18 protein-coding genes and 1 pseudogene are annotated in these 18,468 nt (G+C 67.4%); 10 read left to right on the top strand and 9 right to left on the bottom strand.

The window, feature by feature from the left end:
- Positions 1–37: 37 nt before the first annotated feature.
- The 5 genes from AB0I76_RS06080 to AB0I76_RS06060 all read right to left on the bottom strand — a co-directional run bounded on the left by AB0I76_RS06080 (position 38) and on the right by AB0I76_RS06060 (position 4,228).
- Positions 38–445, bottom strand: a complete 408-nt coding sequence (locus AB0I76_RS06080) for a four-helix bundle copper-binding protein (RefSeq protein ID WP_210837812.1) — start codon at positions 443–445, stop codon at positions 38–40.
- Positions 446–558: 113 nt separating this feature from the next.
- A complete protein-coding gene (locus AB0I76_RS06075) occupies positions 559–1,017 on the bottom strand; it encodes a hypothetical protein (protein ID WP_357030446.1) in 459 nt (152 codons plus the stop codon).
- 3 nt (positions 1,018–1,020) lie between these two features.
- Positions 1,021–3,456: a molybdopterin-dependent oxidoreductase gene (locus AB0I76_RS06070; protein ID WP_357030444.1), complete on the bottom strand. Its 2,436-nt coding sequence runs from the start codon at positions 3,454–3,456 to the stop codon at positions 1,021–1,023.
- The gene (locus AB0I76_RS06065) at positions 3,449–3,982 is read right to left on the bottom strand and encodes an HPP family protein (RefSeq protein ID WP_357030442.1); all 534 of its coding nucleotides are present in this window, start codon (positions 3,980–3,982) and stop codon (positions 3,449–3,451) included. Before AB0I76_RS06065 ends, AB0I76_RS06070 begins: the two co-directional genes overlap by 8 nt.
- 84 nt (positions 3,983–4,066) lie before the next feature.
- Positions 4,067–4,228 carry a hypothetical protein gene (locus tag AB0I76_RS06060; RefSeq protein WP_357030441.1) on the bottom strand — a complete coding sequence of 54 codons (162 nt, stop codon included), beginning with the start codon at positions 4,226–4,228 and terminating at the stop codon, positions 4,067–4,069.
- Positions 4,229–4,503: 275 nt separating this feature from the next.
- On the opposite strand from AB0I76_RS06060, the gene AB0I76_RS06055 reads away from it, so the two are divergent.
- Both AB0I76_RS06055 and AB0I76_RS06050 read left to right on the top strand, forming a co-directional pair.
- Entirely contained in the window at positions 4,504–4,983 is a 480-nt protein-coding gene (locus tag AB0I76_RS06055) for an STAS domain-containing protein (RefSeq protein WP_357030439.1), read from the top strand.
- Positions 4,984–5,085: 102 nt separating this feature from the next.
- On the top strand, positions 5,086–5,430 hold the full coding sequence (locus AB0I76_RS06050) for an STAS domain-containing protein (RefSeq protein ID WP_357030436.1): 345 nt from the start codon (positions 5,086–5,088) through the stop codon (positions 5,428–5,430).
- A 15-nt stretch (positions 5,431–5,445) separates the two neighbouring features.
- Here the strand turns inward: AB0I76_RS06050 and AB0I76_RS06045 are convergent, their stop codons facing one another.
- The gene (locus AB0I76_RS06045; RefSeq protein ID WP_357030434.1) at positions 5,446–6,360 is read right to left on the bottom strand and encodes a LysR family transcriptional regulator; all 915 of its coding nucleotides are present in this window, start codon (positions 6,358–6,360) and stop codon (positions 5,446–5,448) included.
- Between the two features lie 150 nt (positions 6,361–6,510).
- Between AB0I76_RS06045 and AB0I76_RS06040 the strand changes: the two genes are divergently transcribed.
- Together AB0I76_RS06040 and AB0I76_RS06035 are read left to right on the top strand one after the other, a co-directional pair.
- On the top strand, positions 6,511–6,921 hold the full coding sequence (locus AB0I76_RS06040) for a DUF1801 domain-containing protein (protein ID WP_357030432.1): 411 nt from the start codon (positions 6,511–6,513) through the stop codon (positions 6,919–6,921).
- Positions 6,922–6,981: 60 nt separating this feature from the next.
- Positions 6,982–7,134 (top strand): annotated as a pseudogene (locus tag AB0I76_RS06035) (ATP-binding protein); the annotation flags it as partial.
- 63 nt (positions 7,135–7,197) lie between these two features.
- Here AB0I76_RS06035 and AB0I76_RS06030 read toward each other — a convergent pair.
- Positions 7,198–7,896: a C39 family peptidase gene (locus AB0I76_RS06030; protein WP_357030430.1), complete on the bottom strand. Its 699-nt coding sequence runs from the start codon at positions 7,894–7,896 to the stop codon at positions 7,198–7,200.
- A 439-nt stretch (positions 7,897–8,335) separates the two neighbouring features.
- On the opposite strand from AB0I76_RS06030, the gene AB0I76_RS06025 reads away from it, so the two are divergent.
- Both AB0I76_RS06025 and AB0I76_RS06020 read left to right on the top strand, forming a co-directional pair.
- Entirely contained in the window at positions 8,336–8,527 is a 192-nt protein-coding gene (locus tag AB0I76_RS06025; RefSeq protein WP_357030428.1) for an SHOCT domain-containing protein, read from the top strand.
- 33 nt (positions 8,528–8,560) lie between these two features.
- Positions 8,561–8,815 (top strand): SHOCT domain-containing protein, encoded by a 255-nt coding sequence (locus tag AB0I76_RS06020; RefSeq protein ID WP_357030426.1) that lies wholly within the window; start codon positions 8,561–8,563, stop codon positions 8,813–8,815.
- 11 nt (positions 8,816–8,826) lie between these two features.
- On the opposite strand, the gene AB0I76_RS06015 is transcribed toward AB0I76_RS06020, so the two are convergent.
- Positions 8,827–11,787, bottom strand: a complete 2,961-nt coding sequence (locus AB0I76_RS06015; protein WP_357030424.1) for a glycosyl hydrolase family 65 protein — start codon at positions 11,785–11,787, stop codon at positions 8,827–8,829.
- A 424-nt stretch (positions 11,788–12,211) separates the two neighbouring features.
- Between AB0I76_RS06015 and AB0I76_RS06010 the strand changes: the two genes are divergently transcribed.
- Together AB0I76_RS06010 and AB0I76_RS06005 are read left to right on the top strand one after the other, a co-directional pair.
- Entirely contained in the window at positions 12,212–12,877 is a 666-nt protein-coding gene (locus tag AB0I76_RS06010) for a hypothetical protein (protein ID WP_357030422.1), read from the top strand.
- Positions 12,870–14,168, top strand: coding sequence for a hypothetical protein (locus AB0I76_RS06005; RefSeq protein WP_357030420.1), 1,299 nt, complete (start codon positions 12,870–12,872; stop codon positions 14,166–14,168). The genes AB0I76_RS06010 and AB0I76_RS06005 overlap by 8 nt, the downstream gene beginning before the upstream one ends.
- A 19-nt stretch (positions 14,169–14,187) precedes the next feature.
- On the opposite strand, the gene AB0I76_RS06000 is transcribed toward AB0I76_RS06005, so the two are convergent.
- Positions 14,188–15,501 carry a site-specific DNA-methyltransferase gene (locus AB0I76_RS06000; RefSeq protein WP_357030418.1) on the bottom strand — a complete coding sequence of 438 codons (1,314 nt, stop codon included), beginning with the start codon at positions 15,499–15,501 and terminating at the stop codon, positions 14,188–14,190.
- Between the two features lie 178 nt (positions 15,502–15,679).
- Here AB0I76_RS06000 and AB0I76_RS05995 point away from each other — a divergent pair, with 178 nt between their 5' ends.
- Both AB0I76_RS05995 and AB0I76_RS05990 read left to right on the top strand, forming a co-directional pair.
- Positions 15,680–17,374: an AAA family ATPase gene (locus AB0I76_RS05995; RefSeq protein ID WP_357030416.1), complete on the top strand. Its 1,695-nt coding sequence runs from the start codon at positions 15,680–15,682 to the stop codon at positions 17,372–17,374.
- Positions 17,335–18,468, top strand: a 1,134-nt coding sequence (locus tag AB0I76_RS05990) for a hypothetical protein (RefSeq protein WP_357030452.1), incomplete at its 3' end; no start/stop codon positions are given. The genes AB0I76_RS05995 and AB0I76_RS05990, both read left to right, overlap by 40 nt.

Raw genomic sequence — 18,468 nt, 5'->3', positions numbered from 1 at the left:
GCCGACACCCGGTCGGGGTGTCGGCGCCGCTACCGGTTCAGCTGATCGTCGCCAGCAGGTCCCGGCAGGCCCGCTCGCACGCGCGGCACGCCTCGGCGCAGATCCGGCAGTGCTCGTGCTTGTCGGCGTGCCCGGCACACTCGTCCCCGCAGGACTTGCAGGCCGTGGCGCACGCCTCCAGCAGGGTGCGGCTGATGTTCGCGTCGTAGCCGGTGTGGCGGGACAGCACCCGGGCCGTGGTCGCGCAGATGTCGGCGCAGTCCAGGTTCGTCCGGACGCACTTCGTCAGCTCGGCGACCATGTCCTCGCTCAGGCAGGCGTCCGCACACGCGGTGCAGGCCTGGGCGCAGTCGTTGAGAGCGTCGATCGCCGCCGCGAGCTTCGCGCGGTCCAGGTTGATCGACTTCGGGTAGGTCTCCAGCATCGGCATCGTGGTGCTCGGCATCAGGAAGTCCTTCCTCTCGTGTTCCCTCTGCCCTACCCGAAGACTCCCGACACACACTGCGTGACATCGGAAGAAGGGCCCCGGCTCTGCTGCGCCGACCGGCCTTTCTCTCCTCACTCGGCGACGACGAGCGCCTGGGGTGCGGCGACCTTCATCCGCGTACGCAGCCACTTGAGCTGGATCGCCGTCTCCCCCTCGCAGCGCCGCACGACCGCGAGCAGGTCCTCGTCGCGGGCGCCGTAGGCGGCCTGGCCGACGACGGTCCAGGCGATGTCGCACTCGGCGGCCATCAGGTACAGGTCCTGCAGGTCACGCAGGAGGCCGATGCCGCCGGTGCGGGTGCCGGTGAACAGTTGCGAGTGCAGCCGGTCGGGTTCGTCAGGCGCGTCCTCCGAGTAGCGGACGGCGAACGGGTGCAACTGTTCGGCGTGCGCGTCGCAGCGCTGCGCCTGCTGCTGGCACAGGTGCTGGATGTCGGGTTCCTCCGCGTGGGCGTCGGCGACCTGCCGGAACGCGTCAGCGAGGTTGACCTGCGCGCGGTGCAGGAGACCGAGGTAGTGGGCGAGGTGCACGGCTCACTCCTTTTCGCTGGTGGCCCGGGCGGCCGGTCCGCCGACGGTGGGCGGCACGCCGGCGTCCGGGGGCGGCGCACTGCCGCCGACCGTCGGCGCCGGAGCGGGTACGCCGCCGCTGTCGGCGAGTTTCGCCACCGCGACGGCGGCGACCTTGAAGAGGGGCTGCTTGGAGACCGGATCCCACGCGGTGATGGTCAACTCGTTCGCCGCCCGGGGAGTGCGGTCGGCCGGATCCTGGTCGAAGTAGCCGTAGTGGAACGGCACGAAGACGACGCCCGGACGGATGCCGCTGATCCGCGCGCGGGCCTGGATTCCGCCGCGCGGGGACGAGACGCCGACCAGGTCGCCCTCGGCGATGCCGAGCCGGGCCGCGTCGTCCGCGTTGAGTTCCACCCACACGTCCGGCGCCGCCCGGTTCAGCTGGGGCGCCCGGCCGGTCTTGGTGCGGGTGTGGAACTGGTAGACGGTGCGGCCGGTGGTGAGCAGCATCGGGTGGTCGTCGTCGGGTACCTCGGGTGAGGGCTGGTAGTCGACGGTGTGCAGGAACGCCCGCCCGCGCGGCTCCTTGGCGCGGTACTCCGGCTCGGTGAACTCCGCCCCGGTGGCCAGGTCGTGGCCGTACGTCTCGCAGTAGTCCGGGTCGGTGTTGAACTGCCCGTCGGTGTAGAGGCGCTCGGCGCCGTCGGGGTGCTCCTCGGTGCACGGCCACTGGATGCCGGAGCCGCCGCGCAGCCTGTCGTACGTGATGCCGGTGTAGTCGCACGGCCTGCCCCGCGAGCACTCCTTCCAGGCCTCGAACACCTCCTCCGGCCCGGTCCACGGGATCAGCGGGTTGCCGTCCCGGTCACGGAAGTCCATCCGGCGGGCGTAGTCGAGGAAGATGTCGAGGTCGGGCTTCGCCTCGCCCGGTGGGTCGACGGCCTTGTCGGAGATGTGCACCGTACGGTCGACGCTGGTGAACGTGCCCGTCTTCTCCCCCCAGGTTGCGGCGGGCAGCACCACGTCGGCCAGCTCGGCGGTCTCGGTCAGGAACAGGTCCTGCACCACCACGAACAGCTCCGGCTTCGCCAGGATCCGTCGGATCCGGGACAGCTCCGGCAGGGACACCGCCGGGTTGGTGGCGGTGATCCAGAGCAGCTTGATCGAGCCCTGTTCGGCGTACCGGAAGATCTGCATGGCGTGCGTCGGCGGCGCCCAGTGCGGGATGGTGTCCACGTCGACGTTCCACAGCCGGGCCAGGTCTTCGATGTGGGCGGTGTTCTCCCAGTTGCGCAGGCCGGGCAGGTCGCCGTTGGCGCCGGTCTCCCGGGTGTTCTGCGCGGTGGGCTGGCCGTTCATCTGGTAGATCCCGGCACCGGGGCGGCCGATCATGCCCCGGACCAGGTGCAGGTTGTTGACGCCGCAGGCGGCGGCGGTGGCCTGGTTGGACTGGTAGAAGCCCTGCAGCACGGTCGACAGCAGCCGCTGCGAGGTGCCGAGCAGTTCGGCGGCGCGCTCCACGTCGGCCGCCGGCACGTCACAGATGTCGGCGACCCGGCGCGGCGGGTAGCCGTCGACGGTCCGGCACAGCTCCTCGAAGCCCAGGGTGTGCGCGTCGACGTAGTCGCGGTCGTACCAGCCGCGTCGGATGATCTCCCGGAGCAGGCCGTTCATCAGGGCCATGTTGGTGCCGTTGCGCACGGCGAGGTGCAGGTCGGCCTCCCGGCAGACCGGGGTGGCGCGGGGGTCGACCGCCACCATCGAGGGTGGGTTGGGGCCGCGCCGCCGGTCCAGCATCCGCATCCACAGCACAGTCTGCGTCTCCGCGACGTTGTGGCCCCACAGCGCGATCGCGTCGCAGTGGTCCACGTCGGTGTACGAGCCGGGCTGCCCGTCGGTGCCGAAGCTCGCCTTCATCGCCGCCGCCGCGGTGGCCGTGCAGAGCCGGGTGTTGCCGTCCATGTGCGGTGTGCCCAACCCGGCCTTGCCGATCACGCCGAGCGCGTAGTACTCCTCGAGGAACAGCTGGCCGGAGGTGTAGAAGCCGAAGTGCCCCCACCCGCCCGGCCCGTCGAGGAGTTCCTTCGAGCGAGCCACGACACGGCCCATCGCGGTGTCCCAGTCCGTCTCGACCAGGCGGTCACCGTCCCGGACCAGCGGTCGGGTCAGCCGGTCCGAGCTGTGGTTGGCCTGCCAGCCGTACAGGTCCTTCGGGTCGACACGACCGCGGTTGATCCGGTCCACCGCCCGGCCGCGTACCCCGACGATTCGCCCGTCGGCGACCGCGATGTCCAGCGCGTCGCCGTTGGAGTGCAGCACCGACGCCGACTGCACCCACCGGTCCACGTCGGCATCGGTACGTCCGTCGCCCAGGTAACGGTCCACCCGCACCGGCCACGGCTGCCCCGGCCCGTACGGGGTCCGCTCACCCCACGGGTCGGCGATCCGGTCAACCACGACGCGCTCCCTCCGACGACGGCTCAGGTGCCGCCCACACCGGCATCGGCCGGCCCGACAACCGCCCGTACAGCCAGTCGACGACCGTGACCAGCACGACCGCCCCGGCCGCGACGAGCAACTGGGTCGGTGTGGTCAACAGGCCCAGGCTCACGATCAGTGTCGTCGCACCGGCCGGGGGATGCGACGCCTTCAGCAGCACCAGCACCAGTGCGGTCACCGCCAGCGACCCGGCCGCGGCGACGATCCGCGGCGCGCTCACCCCCTCCTGCAGCACCGATGGGTTGTCGGCCAGCCCGCAGGCCACCAGGAACCCGTAGCCGGCCAGCAGGGCCACGCCGTGCCCGATGAGCGTGTTCCGGGGCGACGACTCCGGCGAGTGGGGCTTCTCCACGTGCAGCATCACCGCGGGCCCCAGGCTGGGAAACAGCCACGGCTGGTGCGTGACGAGCGCGACCACCCCGGCGACCACCACCGCCAGCGCGCTGCCGACGAAGGCGTGCGCCGACTGCCGAACCTGCCCCATGACGCCCCCTTGCCTCGATCTCCACCCCCATCGGATCGCTCAGTGGTAGTTCTCCCGGATCCCGACCGTCACACCTGCGAACCGTCACCGCGGGTCGTCGAAGCCCTCCGTGGCTCGCTCGCGGCGCAGGTGTGCCAGCGCCCGCCGGCCCAGGTCGGTGTCCTCCCTGCCCAGCGCCGCGTACATCGTGGCGACCTTCTCGTACGGCTGCGCGGGCGGCAGCAGCGGGATCGTCACGTCCGCCACCGCCGCCTCCTCGCCCCGACCGCCCCTCCCAGGATGGGGCGGTACCCGGATCCGGCACGCCGAGCCGGACGGACAGCACCGGTTCGGGTTCCTCGGCTGACCGTGATCAGTCGAGTCTCGCCGTCTGAGGGCCGGGCGAGGGAGTCGCTCGGCGTGTCAGGAACCGCCTCGTGGGTACGGTGGTCGGTGGGTCAAGACACGCGCCCAGATCCGCCGGCCGCACCTCGCTGCCCCGGCCGGACCCCGATCGACCGATCCACCATCGGGAGGCGCGCATGTCCACCGTCAACCAGGCCACCCCACACGCCGCGCGATCCGCCAAGCCGATCATGACACTGGCCCTGGACAGTGAAGGACCGGCGACCCTGATCACCGTGCGCGGCGAGGTCGACATGAGCAACGCCCATCTCGTCAACGAGCTCGCCGAACACGCGATCGCCCGACGTCCCACACACCTCGTTCTGGACCTGTCTCAGGTCACCTTCTTCAGCGCCCACGGCGTCAGTGCCCTGCTCCGAACCCACGACGCCGCCGCCCGCGCCAGAGTCCCGTTGACCCTGCACGATCCCGCTCCCTGCGTCACCCACCTGCTGACGGCAACCGGCACGACGATGAGCTGGGACGGCAGCACCGCCGCCTCGACCCTGGGTCATCATGGGGTGGACCCGCTCGGCCGTCTCTCGCCGCGCCCACGCGTGCCGACGGCTGACGGTTACCCGTGGCAGGCAGGGCGGAGACCGACGCAGATGGCATGACCGTCGGGACACGGTTGGTTGTTTGTTCCACTGATCGGGGTCTACGCTCGTACGTGGGTCAAGCCACGTGCCCTCTCCTCCGGGACGAGAGGCTGGCACGTGATGCACCCCCCATCAGCGACGGACACCCGCCGGCCACCTGGCGACGACGTCCATGTCCTCCGCCCCACCGGTGAGATCGACATCGAGACGGCTCCCGTGTTGAGGGCGTCACTCACCGCCGCCGTCCAGCGTCATCATGAGGTCTGCTGCGACCTGAGCGGCGTCACCTTCTGCTGTGCGGCCGGGGTGAGGGTCCTGCTTCAGGCGGCTCACGCGGCGGCCCGCGCCGGACACCACCTCCACGTCTGCGGTGCCCACGGGGTGACCGCGCGGGTCCTGCACATCACCGGCACCGACGACGTCCTGTATGGAAGCGCGTCCGCCATGAACAAGTCATGCCCCTGAAGCGGTCCGGGTGACTCAGCCCGCGGCGGCCTTCATCGACGGGCCGTGGTCCGCGTTCGCCTCGGTGGCGGCGCGGACGAACTCGCGTACTCGGGCGGTGGTGTTGGTCTGCAGCCAGACCAACCCCCGTTCGATCGGTGGCGCGTCGTGGATGGGGACGTAGCTGAGGTCGGGCCGCGGGTAGTAGCGGCGGCTGTGCTCGCCCACGGGGAGCACGCCCTTGTTCATGGCGACGAGGGTGAGCATCTCGGAGAACGTGTTGCCGGTCGGGCCCTTGGGCACCGGCCGACCGGACGGTGTCCGCTCCGGGGTGCGGTCGCGTTTGAACGCCGCCGAGGTGACCGCCGGGTACTGGACGACGGGATGGTCGCCGAGCGCCTCCAGGGAGACCGAGACGGCGTTGGCCAGCGGATGCGCGGTGGAGACGGCCAGCACCCGACTCTCCCAGAGCAGTGCCGGGCCGTTGGCCATCCCGTCGAACGGGTACGAGGCGAGCAGGATGTCGACCGAGCCGTCGGCCAGACTGGACCGCGAGTTGTACAGCTGCACCTCGTGCACGCTGACCTCGCAGTCGGGGTGCCGGCGGGAGAACAGGCTGACGGCTTTGAGCAGCGTGGGCGCGGTCCACTCACCGAGGAACGCAACCCGCAGGTGCCCGGTGACGCCGCGGCCGGCGTCGACGGCCCGGCGTACGGCCTCGGCCATGCCGGCCACGACGGGTGCGAGATCGTCGGCGAGCTGGCGACCGATCGGGGTGAGGCGCACGACGCGGCTGGTGCGCTCGAACAGGGCAGCGCCGATGCGGCGTTCCAGCTTCTTGATCACGTGACTTACCCGGCCGGTGGTGACGCCGAGCTTCTCCGCGGTGCGGCCGAAATGCAGCTCATCGGCGAGGGTCAGGAAGGTCTCGATCTCGTACCGCTCCAGCATGACCCGTCCCGTTCGTTGACTCTGGATCAACGATCCTAGACCGGTCGTGGCTTGGTCGCCGCTCCGATCTGCCCGAGAGTCAGTGGTGTCACCCGGTCCCGCAGGAGATCCTCCGAGGCCGGACCCCCTCTCACTTACCCGGAGCCCGTCATGCCCGCGACCGCAGGAATCGAAGGTTATCTGGCCGGTCTCGACCGCCCGCTGCGCGACATCGGCGCGGCCATGCGCCCCGTCATCGAGGCCGCGCTGCCCGGTACCACCGGCGTCCTGTATCACGGCCACCCGATCTGGGGGCTTGGCGACAGTCCGGGACGCCGACCGATCTGCCTGCTCAAGGCGTACCGGTCCTACGTCACCTTCGGGCTGTGGCGCGGGCAGGACGTCGCCGACCCGTCCGGCCGTCTGATCGCCGGCGCGCGCCGGATGGCCTCGGTGAAGCTGGCCTCGCCCGAGGACATCGACCCGGCGCTGTTCACGGGCTGGCTGCGGGCCGGACTCGAGTTGGAAGCGCACGCCCTACCGGTGGCTCCCAGCTTGGATCCACGGCCACCCGAAGGCTGATTCTGGCGGACACGAAAAGGCCCTCAACCATGCTGTTTCGGCCGGTCGAGGGCTTCTTTCCGCTCCGTGGAGCTGGCGGTGGTCGACACCGGTCCCGGCATCCCGGCGGAGCACCTGCCGCACGTCTTCGAACGCTTCTACGGGGTCGACACCGCCCGGGACCGGGACAACGGCGGGTCCGGGATCGGGCTCGCCATCGTGCGAGCCGTGATCTGACCAGACGAAGCGGCCCCTGGCGCAGTTCGCCAGGGGCCGCTTCGGTGGTGCCCGGTCGGGTCAGGCGGAGTAACCGCGCGAGGCGGCCCAGTTCGCCAGCTCCTCGACGTCCATCCAGTAGGTGCCGTCACCCACCGGCTGCCACGGGTCGGCGATCTTCACCTTCTCGCCGGCACCCTCGTAGGCGACCACGGTCAGGTAGTGACCCGGGAACGACCGCTCGACACCGTCGAGGTCGGTGCCGGCGCCGATGACGTTGACCACCGCGACCCGCTCGTCGTCGACGGCGGCCTTCAGGTCGGCCTTCATCCGCTCCACCTGATCCGGCGTGACCGAATCGGTCGGCAGTTCACCGGTCTGGTAGACCTCGGCCCCGAGCTCCTCGTTCAGCACACGGGTGATGTCGAAGGCCGACGGAGTGCCGGCCTCGGTGGTGCCAAGCTTCTCCGCCAGCTCGTTCTGGCCCGGGACCTCACCCTGCGCGCTCAGCGCGATCCGCGTCGACGCCGGCCCGCAGTAGTAGAAGTTCGGCTGAGCCTCGAACGCGTAGTCGCCCACGCGCTTGTCCGCGCCGTCCCTGGCCTTGTCGGCCTGGGCAGCGCTCACCGGCGCGCTCGTCTGCGGCGCCGCCGCTTCGGCCGCGACGGCCGGGCCGGCGGCGAGGCCACCGGCGAACGCCAGACCGGCGACACCGAGAGCACTCTTGCGAACAATCCCGGTGGTCAGATTCTGAGGAAGCCAACGAGTGAACGTAGTCATGGGAATTTGCCTCTCATCCGGGGGTGAGCGGCACGCGACATACAAGAGGGCGCACCACTGATGCGATTTCAACCGGGAGAACCCCTGCCAGAAAACGCGGGAGTCGCACTCACCGAGGTACTGGAGACGCAACGACGTCGAAAGGACCCGCATTCCGCCGGCCGACTGTCCATTGGGCGAGCACGGGAGCCCCGACAGGTCCCCGTTTCAACCTCCCCGGTCAACGGGACATTCCGGCCGGGCTGTTCTGACTTATCGGACGATGTTCCCCGAAGACGCCACCGGGGCGGCTTTCGCCCAGTCCGCCTGCCCCTCCCCCGCGCCTTTTCGTGACGGTCGGGCGGCAGGCGCGAAATTCTCGTAACGTCGCGAGTGTGACGGACAAGCCGCGAGGTCATGGAGGCGTCCGATGATGTGGGACGGCACGATGGCGGGCTGGATGATCATTTGGCCCATCCTGATCCTGGCCGGCCTGGTGGCACTCGTCGTGCTCGCCGTACGAGCGTTCTCGCGCTGGCCGGGAGGACACACCGGTGAACCGGCCTCCGCCCGCCGGATCCTCGATGAACGCTACGCGCGCGGCGACATCAACGACGAGGAGTACCGCCAGCGCCGGCAGTCGCTGGAGTAGGCGCAGACCGTCGGCAGAGAAATCGAGGACGACATGCCCTGGAACGACGATCACATGGGCGGCTGGGGATACGCCACGATGATTGTCGGCATGCTCCTCTTCTGGGGGCTGCTGATCGCCGGCATCGTTTTTCTCGTCCGCTACGCCGTTTCACGTCGGCACGGCGGCGCCGAGGGAAGCGTCGCGAGCCCGGAGCGGATCCTCGCCGAGCGTTTCGCTCGGGGTGAGATCGACAAGAGCGAGTACGAGAACCGACTGGCCGTCATCCGGCGTGGTGCAGCGAGATGAGCTGAGCACCATCAGGACCGCGGATTTCGGCTGTGCGGTGCCGGCTTCAAGGGGACCGTGATCGTCTGCCCACTGCTGACGGTCGTCGGGGGGTGACCCGCGACGCGTACGGTGACCGGTAGGACGTTGCAGGGTGACGCGGCCAGCGTGAGGTCGTGCTGGGTGACGGTGAGATGCAGTTGGTGGCCGCGGTAGGTGAGCAGCGTGTGGAGGCTGACCATCTCCTGCGGCAGCCGCGGGTTGAGCCACAGGGCGTCCTCGCGGGTCTCCAGGCCGAGGTAGCCGCGCTCCGCCAGGTCCAGGGTGCCGGCCATGGCGCCCAGGTGGATGCCCTCGCGCGTGGTGCCGCCCCGGGTGTCGCTGATGTCGGCGGACAGCGCCTCGGTGAAGAACCGCCAGGAGGCGGCGCGGTCGGTGCGCGCCTGCACCCAGGCGTACACGACGCGGCAGAGGGTGGATCCGTGGCTGATTCGCTCGACGTAGTACTCCACCGTGCGGCGCAGTGCCTGCCGCGGCCACCGGTAGCCAAGACCGGCGAGCAGCTCGCGCAACTCTTCGGCGGATAGCAGGTAGAGCAGCATGAGCACGTCGGCCTGCTTGTCGATCTGGTAACGGTTGGGTGAGTCACCCTCGACGGCGAGGATGAGATCGAGGCGGCCGATGTTGCCGTAACGGGCGGTGTAGCCGGGGAGGTCGAACTCGCGTAGGTCGGCGTACCCCTCGAACTGGCTGATGATCTGCTGGTTGTGGAACGGCACGTACATGCGGGTGGTGACGTCCCGCCAGCGGGCCAGTTCCTCCGCCCCGACGCGGAGCGCCTCGGCCAGATTGCCGCCGTCGTGACAGCCGAGCAGGTCGACCACCTCGAGGACACGGTGCAGCAGCCACACGGTCATCACGTTGGTGTAGGCGTTGTTGGCGAGCCCCGGCGTGTCGGTGTCGGGGTAGGCGTCGTGGAACTCGTCCGGGCCCATCACCCCAGTGATCTCGTACCGTCCGGTGGCGGGATTCTCCTGAGCCAGGTCGGCGAAGAAGCGGGCGATCTCCACCATCAGTTCCGCGCCGTACGAACGCAGGAAGTCCAGATCACCGGTGGCCTGGTAGTACTGCCACACGGAGTAGGCGATCGCCAGGCCGATGTGCCGCTGAAGCGCCGAATGGTCCGGCATCCACCGGTTGTTGCGCGTGTTGAACAGCTCCGTCGGGGTCTCGTCCCGGCCGTCGCTGCCCGACTGCCACGGGAACATCGCACCCGTGCGTCCCACTGCCGCCGCGGCGAGCCGGGCGGCGTCGAGCCGCCGCCACCGGTAGAGCAGCAGGGCGCGGCTGACCTCGGGCAGGTGTAGCACGAGCACGCGGTGCACGAAAACCTCGTCCCAGAAGACGTGGCCCCGGTAGCCCTCCCCGTGCAGGCCGCGCGCACCGACGCCCGCGTCCAGGTCGACCAGGTTCGGCGAGATGGCGGTGAGCAGGTGATAGGTGTGCAGGTTGAGCGCGAACGCCGGCGTGCCGGCGTCGGTACGCAGTTCGACGTGGCTGCGTTCCCACAGCCGCCGCCAGGCGTGCACATGGGCGGTGAGGAGACAGTCGAACGAGCCCGCCCCTGCCACCGCCTGCCGGGCGGCCGTGGCCGGTTCGGTTATCGCCCGATCCCGTGAGGTGTAGCAGGCCACCGTCTTTTCCACCCGTACCGGCTGGCCCTCTTGGACGGGAACCGCGTAGGTCTCCGCGGGTCGCCCGGTGGTCATGTCGACCTGGCGTCGCGCGTCGACCTGCGCGTCGGGCACCAGCACCCGGGTACGCGCGGCCAACGCGACGTCGATCCCGGACTGGTTCGTCCGTACACGCAACCACAGCCCGACCGGGTCGTCGTGTCCCTGCCCCTCGGGGTGCAGGTGCTGGCCGGCCAGGGGCGCGTACTCGGCGACCTGACGGTTGGCGACGCGTCCGTCGATGGCCGAACACACGTGCAGCGTGCCTGACCAGTTCTCCGGGACGAAGGTCGCGTGCACGGCGGCGAGGTGCGGCGCGGCCATCGACACCAGGATCGTCGACACGACGGTCGTCGCCCGGCCGTCGCCGTCGACGTACCGGTAGCGGCGGTGGAGAGCGCCGGCACGAAGGTCCAAGGTCTGCCGGTACTCGCTGATCCCCGGCCCGTCGGGGTCCACCCACCGGTCCTGGTCGGCGCCCCATCGCAGCACCAGCCAGTTGGGCAGGTTGACCAGGCTCTCGTCCTCGTGGAAGTGGCCGTGAACGCGGGTGCGCAGCCGGTTGAACACGCCGGCGGCGTAGGTTCCCGGATAGTGGACCGGTCCGGCATCGGTCTCCGGGGCGGCTCCACGGGTAGCCAGGTAGCCGTTACCGATCGTGCACAGCGTTTCCCGGATCCCCTCGCCGTCCGGATCCACACCGGCGTAGTCCAGCAGCCAACCGGCGTACCCCACGCTCGCCTCGGTCGTCTGACGGGTCTGCCACCACCGGTGCCGCGCCGCGTCCTCGTCGATGCCAACGGCATCCAGGCCCGTGAGTACCCAGTCCGCGCCGTGCCGGCGCAGCTCCGCCGTGACCCCGCCGTCGCGGTCGAGGCCGACGACAAGTCCGAACCCCGCCTTACAGGCGGCCAGCACACCCGCCGTCGTGGCGTTGACGACCGCGGCCCGCGCAGGATGCACCGTCAGCGTCCCGGCTGCGAGCAGAAGTGTGGCCGGCTCTGGGCAGGCGGCCCCTGTCTGTTCCTTGTCGTCAGCGTCGACGACAGCGGTGAACAGTCCCTCAAGCCCGCCGGCCCTCAGTGCCTCCCGGCAGCGTCGGTGAGGAACCACCACGGCCGTGGACAACCCGAGCTCACGCAGGCGCTCGACCAACTCGACCGTGTCCGCGAAGGCCGCCGTGTCCGCAGCCCCGTCCCGCAGCACCACGTCAAGGTCAAACAGCACCGCGTCGAGCCGTTCGAGCGGCAGACGAACCATCGCCGGCGGGACCTGCCAGGGATCGCCGCCGCCGCTCGCGTACGACGCTCGAGGGGCGCAACCGAACATCCGGTGCGCGTACCCGAAACCGGGCACCGATGCGCAGGTCAAGGCCATCAAGCGCGAGAAGAACTCGTCACCCGGGGCGGCACCCACATCGCACCCACGTGACACCCGTCCACAACGGCCGGACAAGATAAAAGGCTTGACCCGCGTGCCGCGGGTCAAGCCTTTTATGGTCTTGTGCGCCCGAAGGGACTCGAACCCCTAACCTTCTGATCCGTAGCTCCGGGCGATGGAGTCTCACGCAGCCATCTCGGCTGTCAGGCAGCTGCTGATAGCCGCGCAAGAGCCGATGCAGCTCGGTCGGTTGCTGTACTTGCATGCTGTACTGGGCTGGCCAGCGCTTGGCAAAATGCGCCGGGTGAAGATCGATCGCAGGACGTGGCTGTACATGGCGGGCAGTGCAGCTCTCATTCTTCTCGCCCTGGTCCTGATCGTCGCCGCCGTCTCCGCGGGCTACCAGGCACCGGCTGGTGAGGAACAGCCGAAGGTCACCGACTGGATGCAGGCGTGGGCCGGCGTTGCGGGAGTCGTCGCCGGAACCGCTGCTGCGGTCGCTGCCACGGCACTACTGCTATTTGAGCGGCAGCAGGCGCAGGACGCACGTCAGCAGCTCGCCGAAGAGCGCCGGACAGCCGAGGAGAGCCGAGCTCGAGCTGTCATCAGCGCTAGAGTCATCTTTCCTCCCGGCGGCTACGCGATCGGCGCCAATGCAATCAGGTGCAGCCGGATCGAACTCTCCGTCCACAACTTCGGAGCCGACCCGATCCACTGGGTAGCGGTGGAGGTCAAGCTGCCCGACGGCAGGACCGTCGAGCACAACGGCAGCGAATTTATCGGGCCAGGAACGCAGGAGCTCGTCGCCGTTGATCTCAACCCGCCCTACACCTGCATGGGCGACAATCCAACCCTCGACGCCAAGCTCTGCTCGGTCGTTGTCGCATTCAACGACTCCTCAGGGATCCGGTGGAGCCGGAAGGACAACCAAGCACCGAGTCGACGAGCCTCTGGGACAGACATTGCGTAACTTCACCTGGGAGGAGTGGGCCGGACCCATCGAGAAGGCGGCAGTAACCGCTCTCGGCCGACCCGTGCTGTCGTGGGCTGTTGACGTGCTGCGAGGCCTCTTCGGCGAGTCTTGGCTGGCTGATAACGCGGCCAGGAACCAGACCATCCCGCTGCTGCATCTGGACTGGTACCCCCTGGCCACTCCACGTGCAGTCGTGCGAGTGCTGGAGCTCGCGGTGCGAGTCGCCCTGGTCGAACAGCAGGAGGGCGCCGAAGCGTTGCTCGCCCAAGCAGGTGAGATCCGATCCAACAGAGATGCCACGCTCCGCGAGTTTCAGCATCTGCTGCTCGGACTCGAGGTCGCAGCCTTCGCCGTCATGGATGGCTGGAAGGTCAGTTATGAGCAGCAACTCCCCTCTGGCCGGAAGCCTGATCTGTGGCTAAGTCGAAACGGCCTGAGCTACCTGATCGAGACGACGGTCATCGGCTTCGACCGTGACTTTCGATCTATCGAAGATTGGACAGACCGCCTGCGGCGGGCTTTCCAAGTGTTGGAGCACAGGGATCAGGTCGAAACCGTCGCCCAGCTTGACGAGGTGCTGGGTGAGGCAGAAACCGAGCAGTGGCTCCTCAACATCAGCGCCGCGGCTCTAGCTACTGGGAAGGATGGAAAGCAGCGCGCCGTGCGGGCCGGCGAATGTTCTGTGCACGTCTTCGCAAAGGGCGAGCGCCCCGCCGGAACAATCCTGACCGGCCCAGCCTTGACGAGCGACGCCTGGTTGCGCGTGGCGGCCCGGCTGGCCAGCAAAGTTAAGCAAACTTCGGGCGGCCCGCCTGCATGGCTGCGCATTGATGACGTAGGAACACTCTTCCGCCTTACCGACTGGAGCACTCGCCCGCTTTCTCAGCGTCTACGTGATCTATCGCTGAACATCGGAGTCGCCCTGGCCGACGCACCCCACGTCCGCGGTGTCATCCTCTCTGGAGGACTCGAATACGCCGGGAGCGGTGCCGCTGGCGAGACCGCCTGGCAAGACGTGGGAAGACTGTTAGGCCAACCGCCCCAGACCCGAGCCACTCGAGAGCAACTCGCGCACGGCCCAGCAGCACTCCGTCGGATACTTCCGGGGCGACGGCAGCGCCTCGCCTTCGTGATACCCACCCGGCAAGCCCACCTCGCGCTCCCAGCCGGAATCGGACTCGAACCCGGCCTTTGGTACAGCGAGGAAGCTTCTTGGCTAGACATGGCCCTTCGCCGCCTGGGCCATCCGCCTTTGGCTGCAATCATCCGTGAGCCATCTGGGCCGTAGGCTATGACGCTCGGTTCGGTCAGGCGCTCTTCCGATCAGTCTGCGACCCGGGCTGTGGGGCCGTAACCGAAAAATCAATCGGGAGACGCTGCTCCAACTCGTGGATTTTCGCCTCGGCTACATCAAGGTATTGCTGAGAGACGTCTACGCCAATTACACGCCGACCGAGGGTTAGCGCAGCTACGGCGGTGTTGCCTGACCCGATGAAGGGGTCAAGAACGACATCGTTTGCATTAGTCGAGATCGAGATGCAACGTCCTGGCAATGCAACGGGAAACTGTGCCCCGTGGCCGTCACCACCGGACGAAACGGGAATCACCCAGACGTCAGAAAGCTTGTCACCCTCGTAGAGCGCGTTGCGGCCACCGAGGTTGGCGCCGAGCCTGCGGTATGCGCCCTTGTCGAACGTCGGCGCGCGACGGGTCGAAAGGTGCAGCACGTACTCGAGGTTGCGGCTCACCCGGGAGTTCTGAGGCTCAGGCAAGCTGTTGATCTTCGCCCACGTGATGATGCTCTTCGTGTAGTAGCCGATGCGGCTCGCTCGCTCTGCTACCAGAGCCGGGATACCGCATTGTTCGCCATCCTTGATGTAGGAATGCCCAGCGCTGTACCGGTGATGATCGTGTTCCCCCCACTTCATCCGGTTGCGGCCGTCCATGGCCTGGAGCGCTTCGTAGGCGTTGCCACGGATCTGGGTCCGCGTCATGTAGGTGTCCATCAGGTTCCACCAGACTGACGCTGAATCTGTGAGAACTGGGCGGAGCCGATGCAGAATCTCGACCGTATGGCGGATGAATCCTTCGGGCGTCTGCTCGTGCCCGAAGGCGCACTCTTCGCCATCCGCCCAGCGCACTAGGCGGGCATCCTTATAGATGCGCATGCCCCAGTACGGGGTCGAGGTGACGACGCACTGGACGCTTCCCTTGGGTAGGGTGCCCGCGACCTGGAGGAAGTCGCCGTGGATGAGCTTCCACTTCTCGTCCTCGGCAAACTCAGTCGACCGCATGCTGGCGTCGAGCTCAGACAGCAGGTAGTCCAGTACACGGCTACGAGGAACGAAGGTCTCAGAAAACGCGTCCTGGTCAAGGAGCTCGAGGACCTCGTCCACGGTGAGCTTCCTCTTGTTGCCGAAGATCCGTCGGATGAACGACTCGGCCATCCCCACCACGGGTGCCACATCCTCGACGGGGAAGGTCTCCGGCCGCCCCTGGTAAGCGACGCGATCCAACTTCGCGATGGCGGTGCGCGGGTAGATGTTCGGCAGCTCAGGGGTCGCCGGCTGAGCCACGCGCTTGCGTCGCTGTGGGGTCTGAGGGGGGACTCCGGTGCTCATGTACGAGACTCTAGAGCCTACCTCCGACGGACGGTCAGCGGCTCGCGGGCTTGAGGTACCCAAGAGCGCTCGTCAGCGGTTCGGCCGCTCGGACTATGCCCACCTCACGCGATGACATCGACTGGCATCTGGCAGCATGCTGCATGACATCTGAACGCTGCCGAGAGGATCCTGCTGGATGCGACTCAGCGCTGAGGCGATGAACGCGGCGCTCGCCGACTTCCAGGGACTCAACTACCAGACGAAGGTCGCGTCTGCGTACGACGTGTTCCTCACCATGAAGTGGCTCACCGCCAACCGCCCCGACCAGGACCCGTGGCAGGCGGTTGCGGAGGCCGTAGATGATCTTTTCGGCGTCTTCCCAGAGCATGAACTCGGTCGACTCCGCCCATGTCGTTACGACTGGTTGGTGCTTAAGGACTCCGGGCGGAAGACGGTGTGGAACAACAACACCCGAGGCATCAAGCTTTCGTCTTCGCTTCTCGTGAATAACCACATACGGAACGGTCTACTCCCGGACGCTTCCTCGATCCTGGGTGCGGCCTTACCGCCTTACCGCCCTTCCTGGCAGTCCCTGGCTGTGCTCGTACTGCGTAACAATGACTTCTCGCCGGAGGCAGACTGGCCGACGGCAAAGGCGGAGTTGCTACAGAGACTTGGTTTGACTACGGATGAACTGGAGGACATCACCTCGCCCACGTCCCTTGGGGCTCCACTGCTTAGCGAAACGGAGTGGGACGAAACCACGATCCCTGAGGCACTCAGACCACCGGAATCCATGGTCGTGCAGGCTCCTGCAGCAGAGATACCACTCTCCGGAGAGCAGCCGGCGACCCAGGCCGCCCGGGTCTCGATCAGCGTGGATAGGCGAGTCGAACGCATGCTGCGCCTGGCACTCAGAACGACGCCTTCGATCCTCCTGGTAGGCCCGCCTGGCACCGGCAAGGGAACGCTCCTAAAGTGGGTATTGAGGGAGATCGCCGTCAACCCAGAACGCTACGGCTTTGAAGCCGGCTTCGATCCCCACCCACTCTGGCGCACGCCGGATGAGAGCTGGACGGCGTACGACCTTATCGGCGGCCTGAGCCCCGATTCCGACGGCGCACTCACCTGGTCGGCGGGCGCGCTTCTGAACGCCATCGAGGACGGGCGGTGGCTGATCCTCGACGAAACCAACCGTGGCGATATGGATAAGATCATGGGGCCACTGCTGACATGGCTTTCCGACCAGGAAGTCGAGGTCGGCCGCTCAGCGGCTCATGAGGGCAAGCCGCAGCATGTCGGGTGGGGTAACGAGCGCCAGTCGAAGGTAAGTGACAACGGCCACGTTCGTCGCTATCTCGCGGGCACGGATTTTCGCCTACTCGGGACCTACAATCCGCAAGACGCACAGCGAGTCTTCCGATTTGGTCAGGCGCTCTCCCGCCGTTTCGTCGTTATCCCGGTTCCAGCCATTCAGCCTGGGCAGTTCACTCAGCTGCTGGAGAATTCATTTCCTGATCTAGGCGACGACGCAGCTGGCGCCATCACGGGCTTGTACCGAGCACATTTGTCGGACGACAGCACTGCGCTGGGGCCGGCAGTCTTTCTCAGAATGGCCAAGTATCTGTTGACCGGGCTCCCGACGGCAACGGAGGGTGCCGCGGCGCCTACGGCACAAGCCAAGCTCGGGGAGGAAGGCCCGAATGCTGACGAAACGCCGCTACTCGCGGAGCTACTCGCTGAGGCGTACGTTACGGGCATCGGTCGGTATTTGGCTGGCTTCGACGACCGCGTCTTCGATGCTCTCGGCCAACGGATCGTCAACGAGGAGACCGCGCTACCACAGGGGCAGTGGACATGGGTGAGCTCCCAGCGACACGTCCTGAGTTAGCCGGCCTGGCTCTTCCACGGCGCGGCCTAGAGCAGCTGCTCCGTGGATGGAACAGTGACGGTCAACTCTTCGACGCGTTGAGTGCCGTCAAGGCCGACGACATAGAGGTCAAGTGGTCTGCGAGCGCCATCGAGCTGCGAGCGGCACGCGTCTTGCTAGAAAAGATGGAAAGTTCCCTCCTCCTCCTTCCAGGTGAAGTTGGAACGTGGCGCGAAAACATGCCGGTCACGACGACGTCTGCTCGGGAGGTGTCAGACCGGCCGCTCCGCCCAATGGACTGGGCGACGACGGGTAGGCGTTATGGCTGGCCACCCAAGGCTTTTGTCGGGCATCCCAGATCGCGGGTGAAGGACGAAAGCGCACTGCAAACTTTGGCATGGACGGCGCGAAAACTCGGGCGAATGGCGAGGGACGTGCGTGCCATTGCACCGCTCCTCGTCGGCCGTATCGAGCATCCGGTACTCACCATGGTGGACGTGGTGAAATCGGATCTGTCGGATGTCGAGGCGCTTCCCCCAGATCGGATTGATCTCCGCTCGCTTGCGCACTCTGGTCGACCTTGGTCCTCGCTGGCCATGGTCGCAACGTCACTTGTGCGAGCTGAGACCGATCTGGAATTTCTCGCCTTCGAGCTTATCGAGCCGAATACCGATCTGGATTGGCGCCTATTCCATCTCTCGGTTTTGGGAGAGGTGCTCGCGACCGTCCGGTCACTGGGAGGGAACGTCCGATGGAACGCGCCATTGGGTGCCGGTGAGTCGCCAGGACCGCAATTTCAGCTCACGATCGGGCAATGCCTCTGGGACCTGTGGTTCGAGGCCTCGGCGGCCGCTCGCTACTACCAGGTGGCATCTCCGTACAAGGCAGCAACGACGGGTGTGAGCAGCGTTCAACGAGCCATTGGGGCAGACATCCTGCTGTGCCTACCCGGCGAACGCGCCCTGATGCTGGAGTGCAAATGGAGCGCTTTCGGAAGCTACGTGGGTCGAGATGGTTATCACCAAGCGTCGTCGTACCTGATCGAGGCGCGATCTGGGTTCGCTGACAATGCATGGTCCTACGTCATTGGACCCGAAGAAGTCGTCAGGAGTCGG

The sequence above is a fragment of the Micromonospora sp. NPDC049799 genome (assembly GCF_040656655.1).
In the GTDB taxonomy this organism is placed as follows: domain Bacteria; phylum Actinomycetota; class Actinomycetes; order Mycobacteriales; family Micromonosporaceae; genus Micromonospora.
The sequence above is the reverse complement of the archived record's forward strand: the minus strand, read 5'-3'. Positions and strand labels throughout refer to the sequence as shown.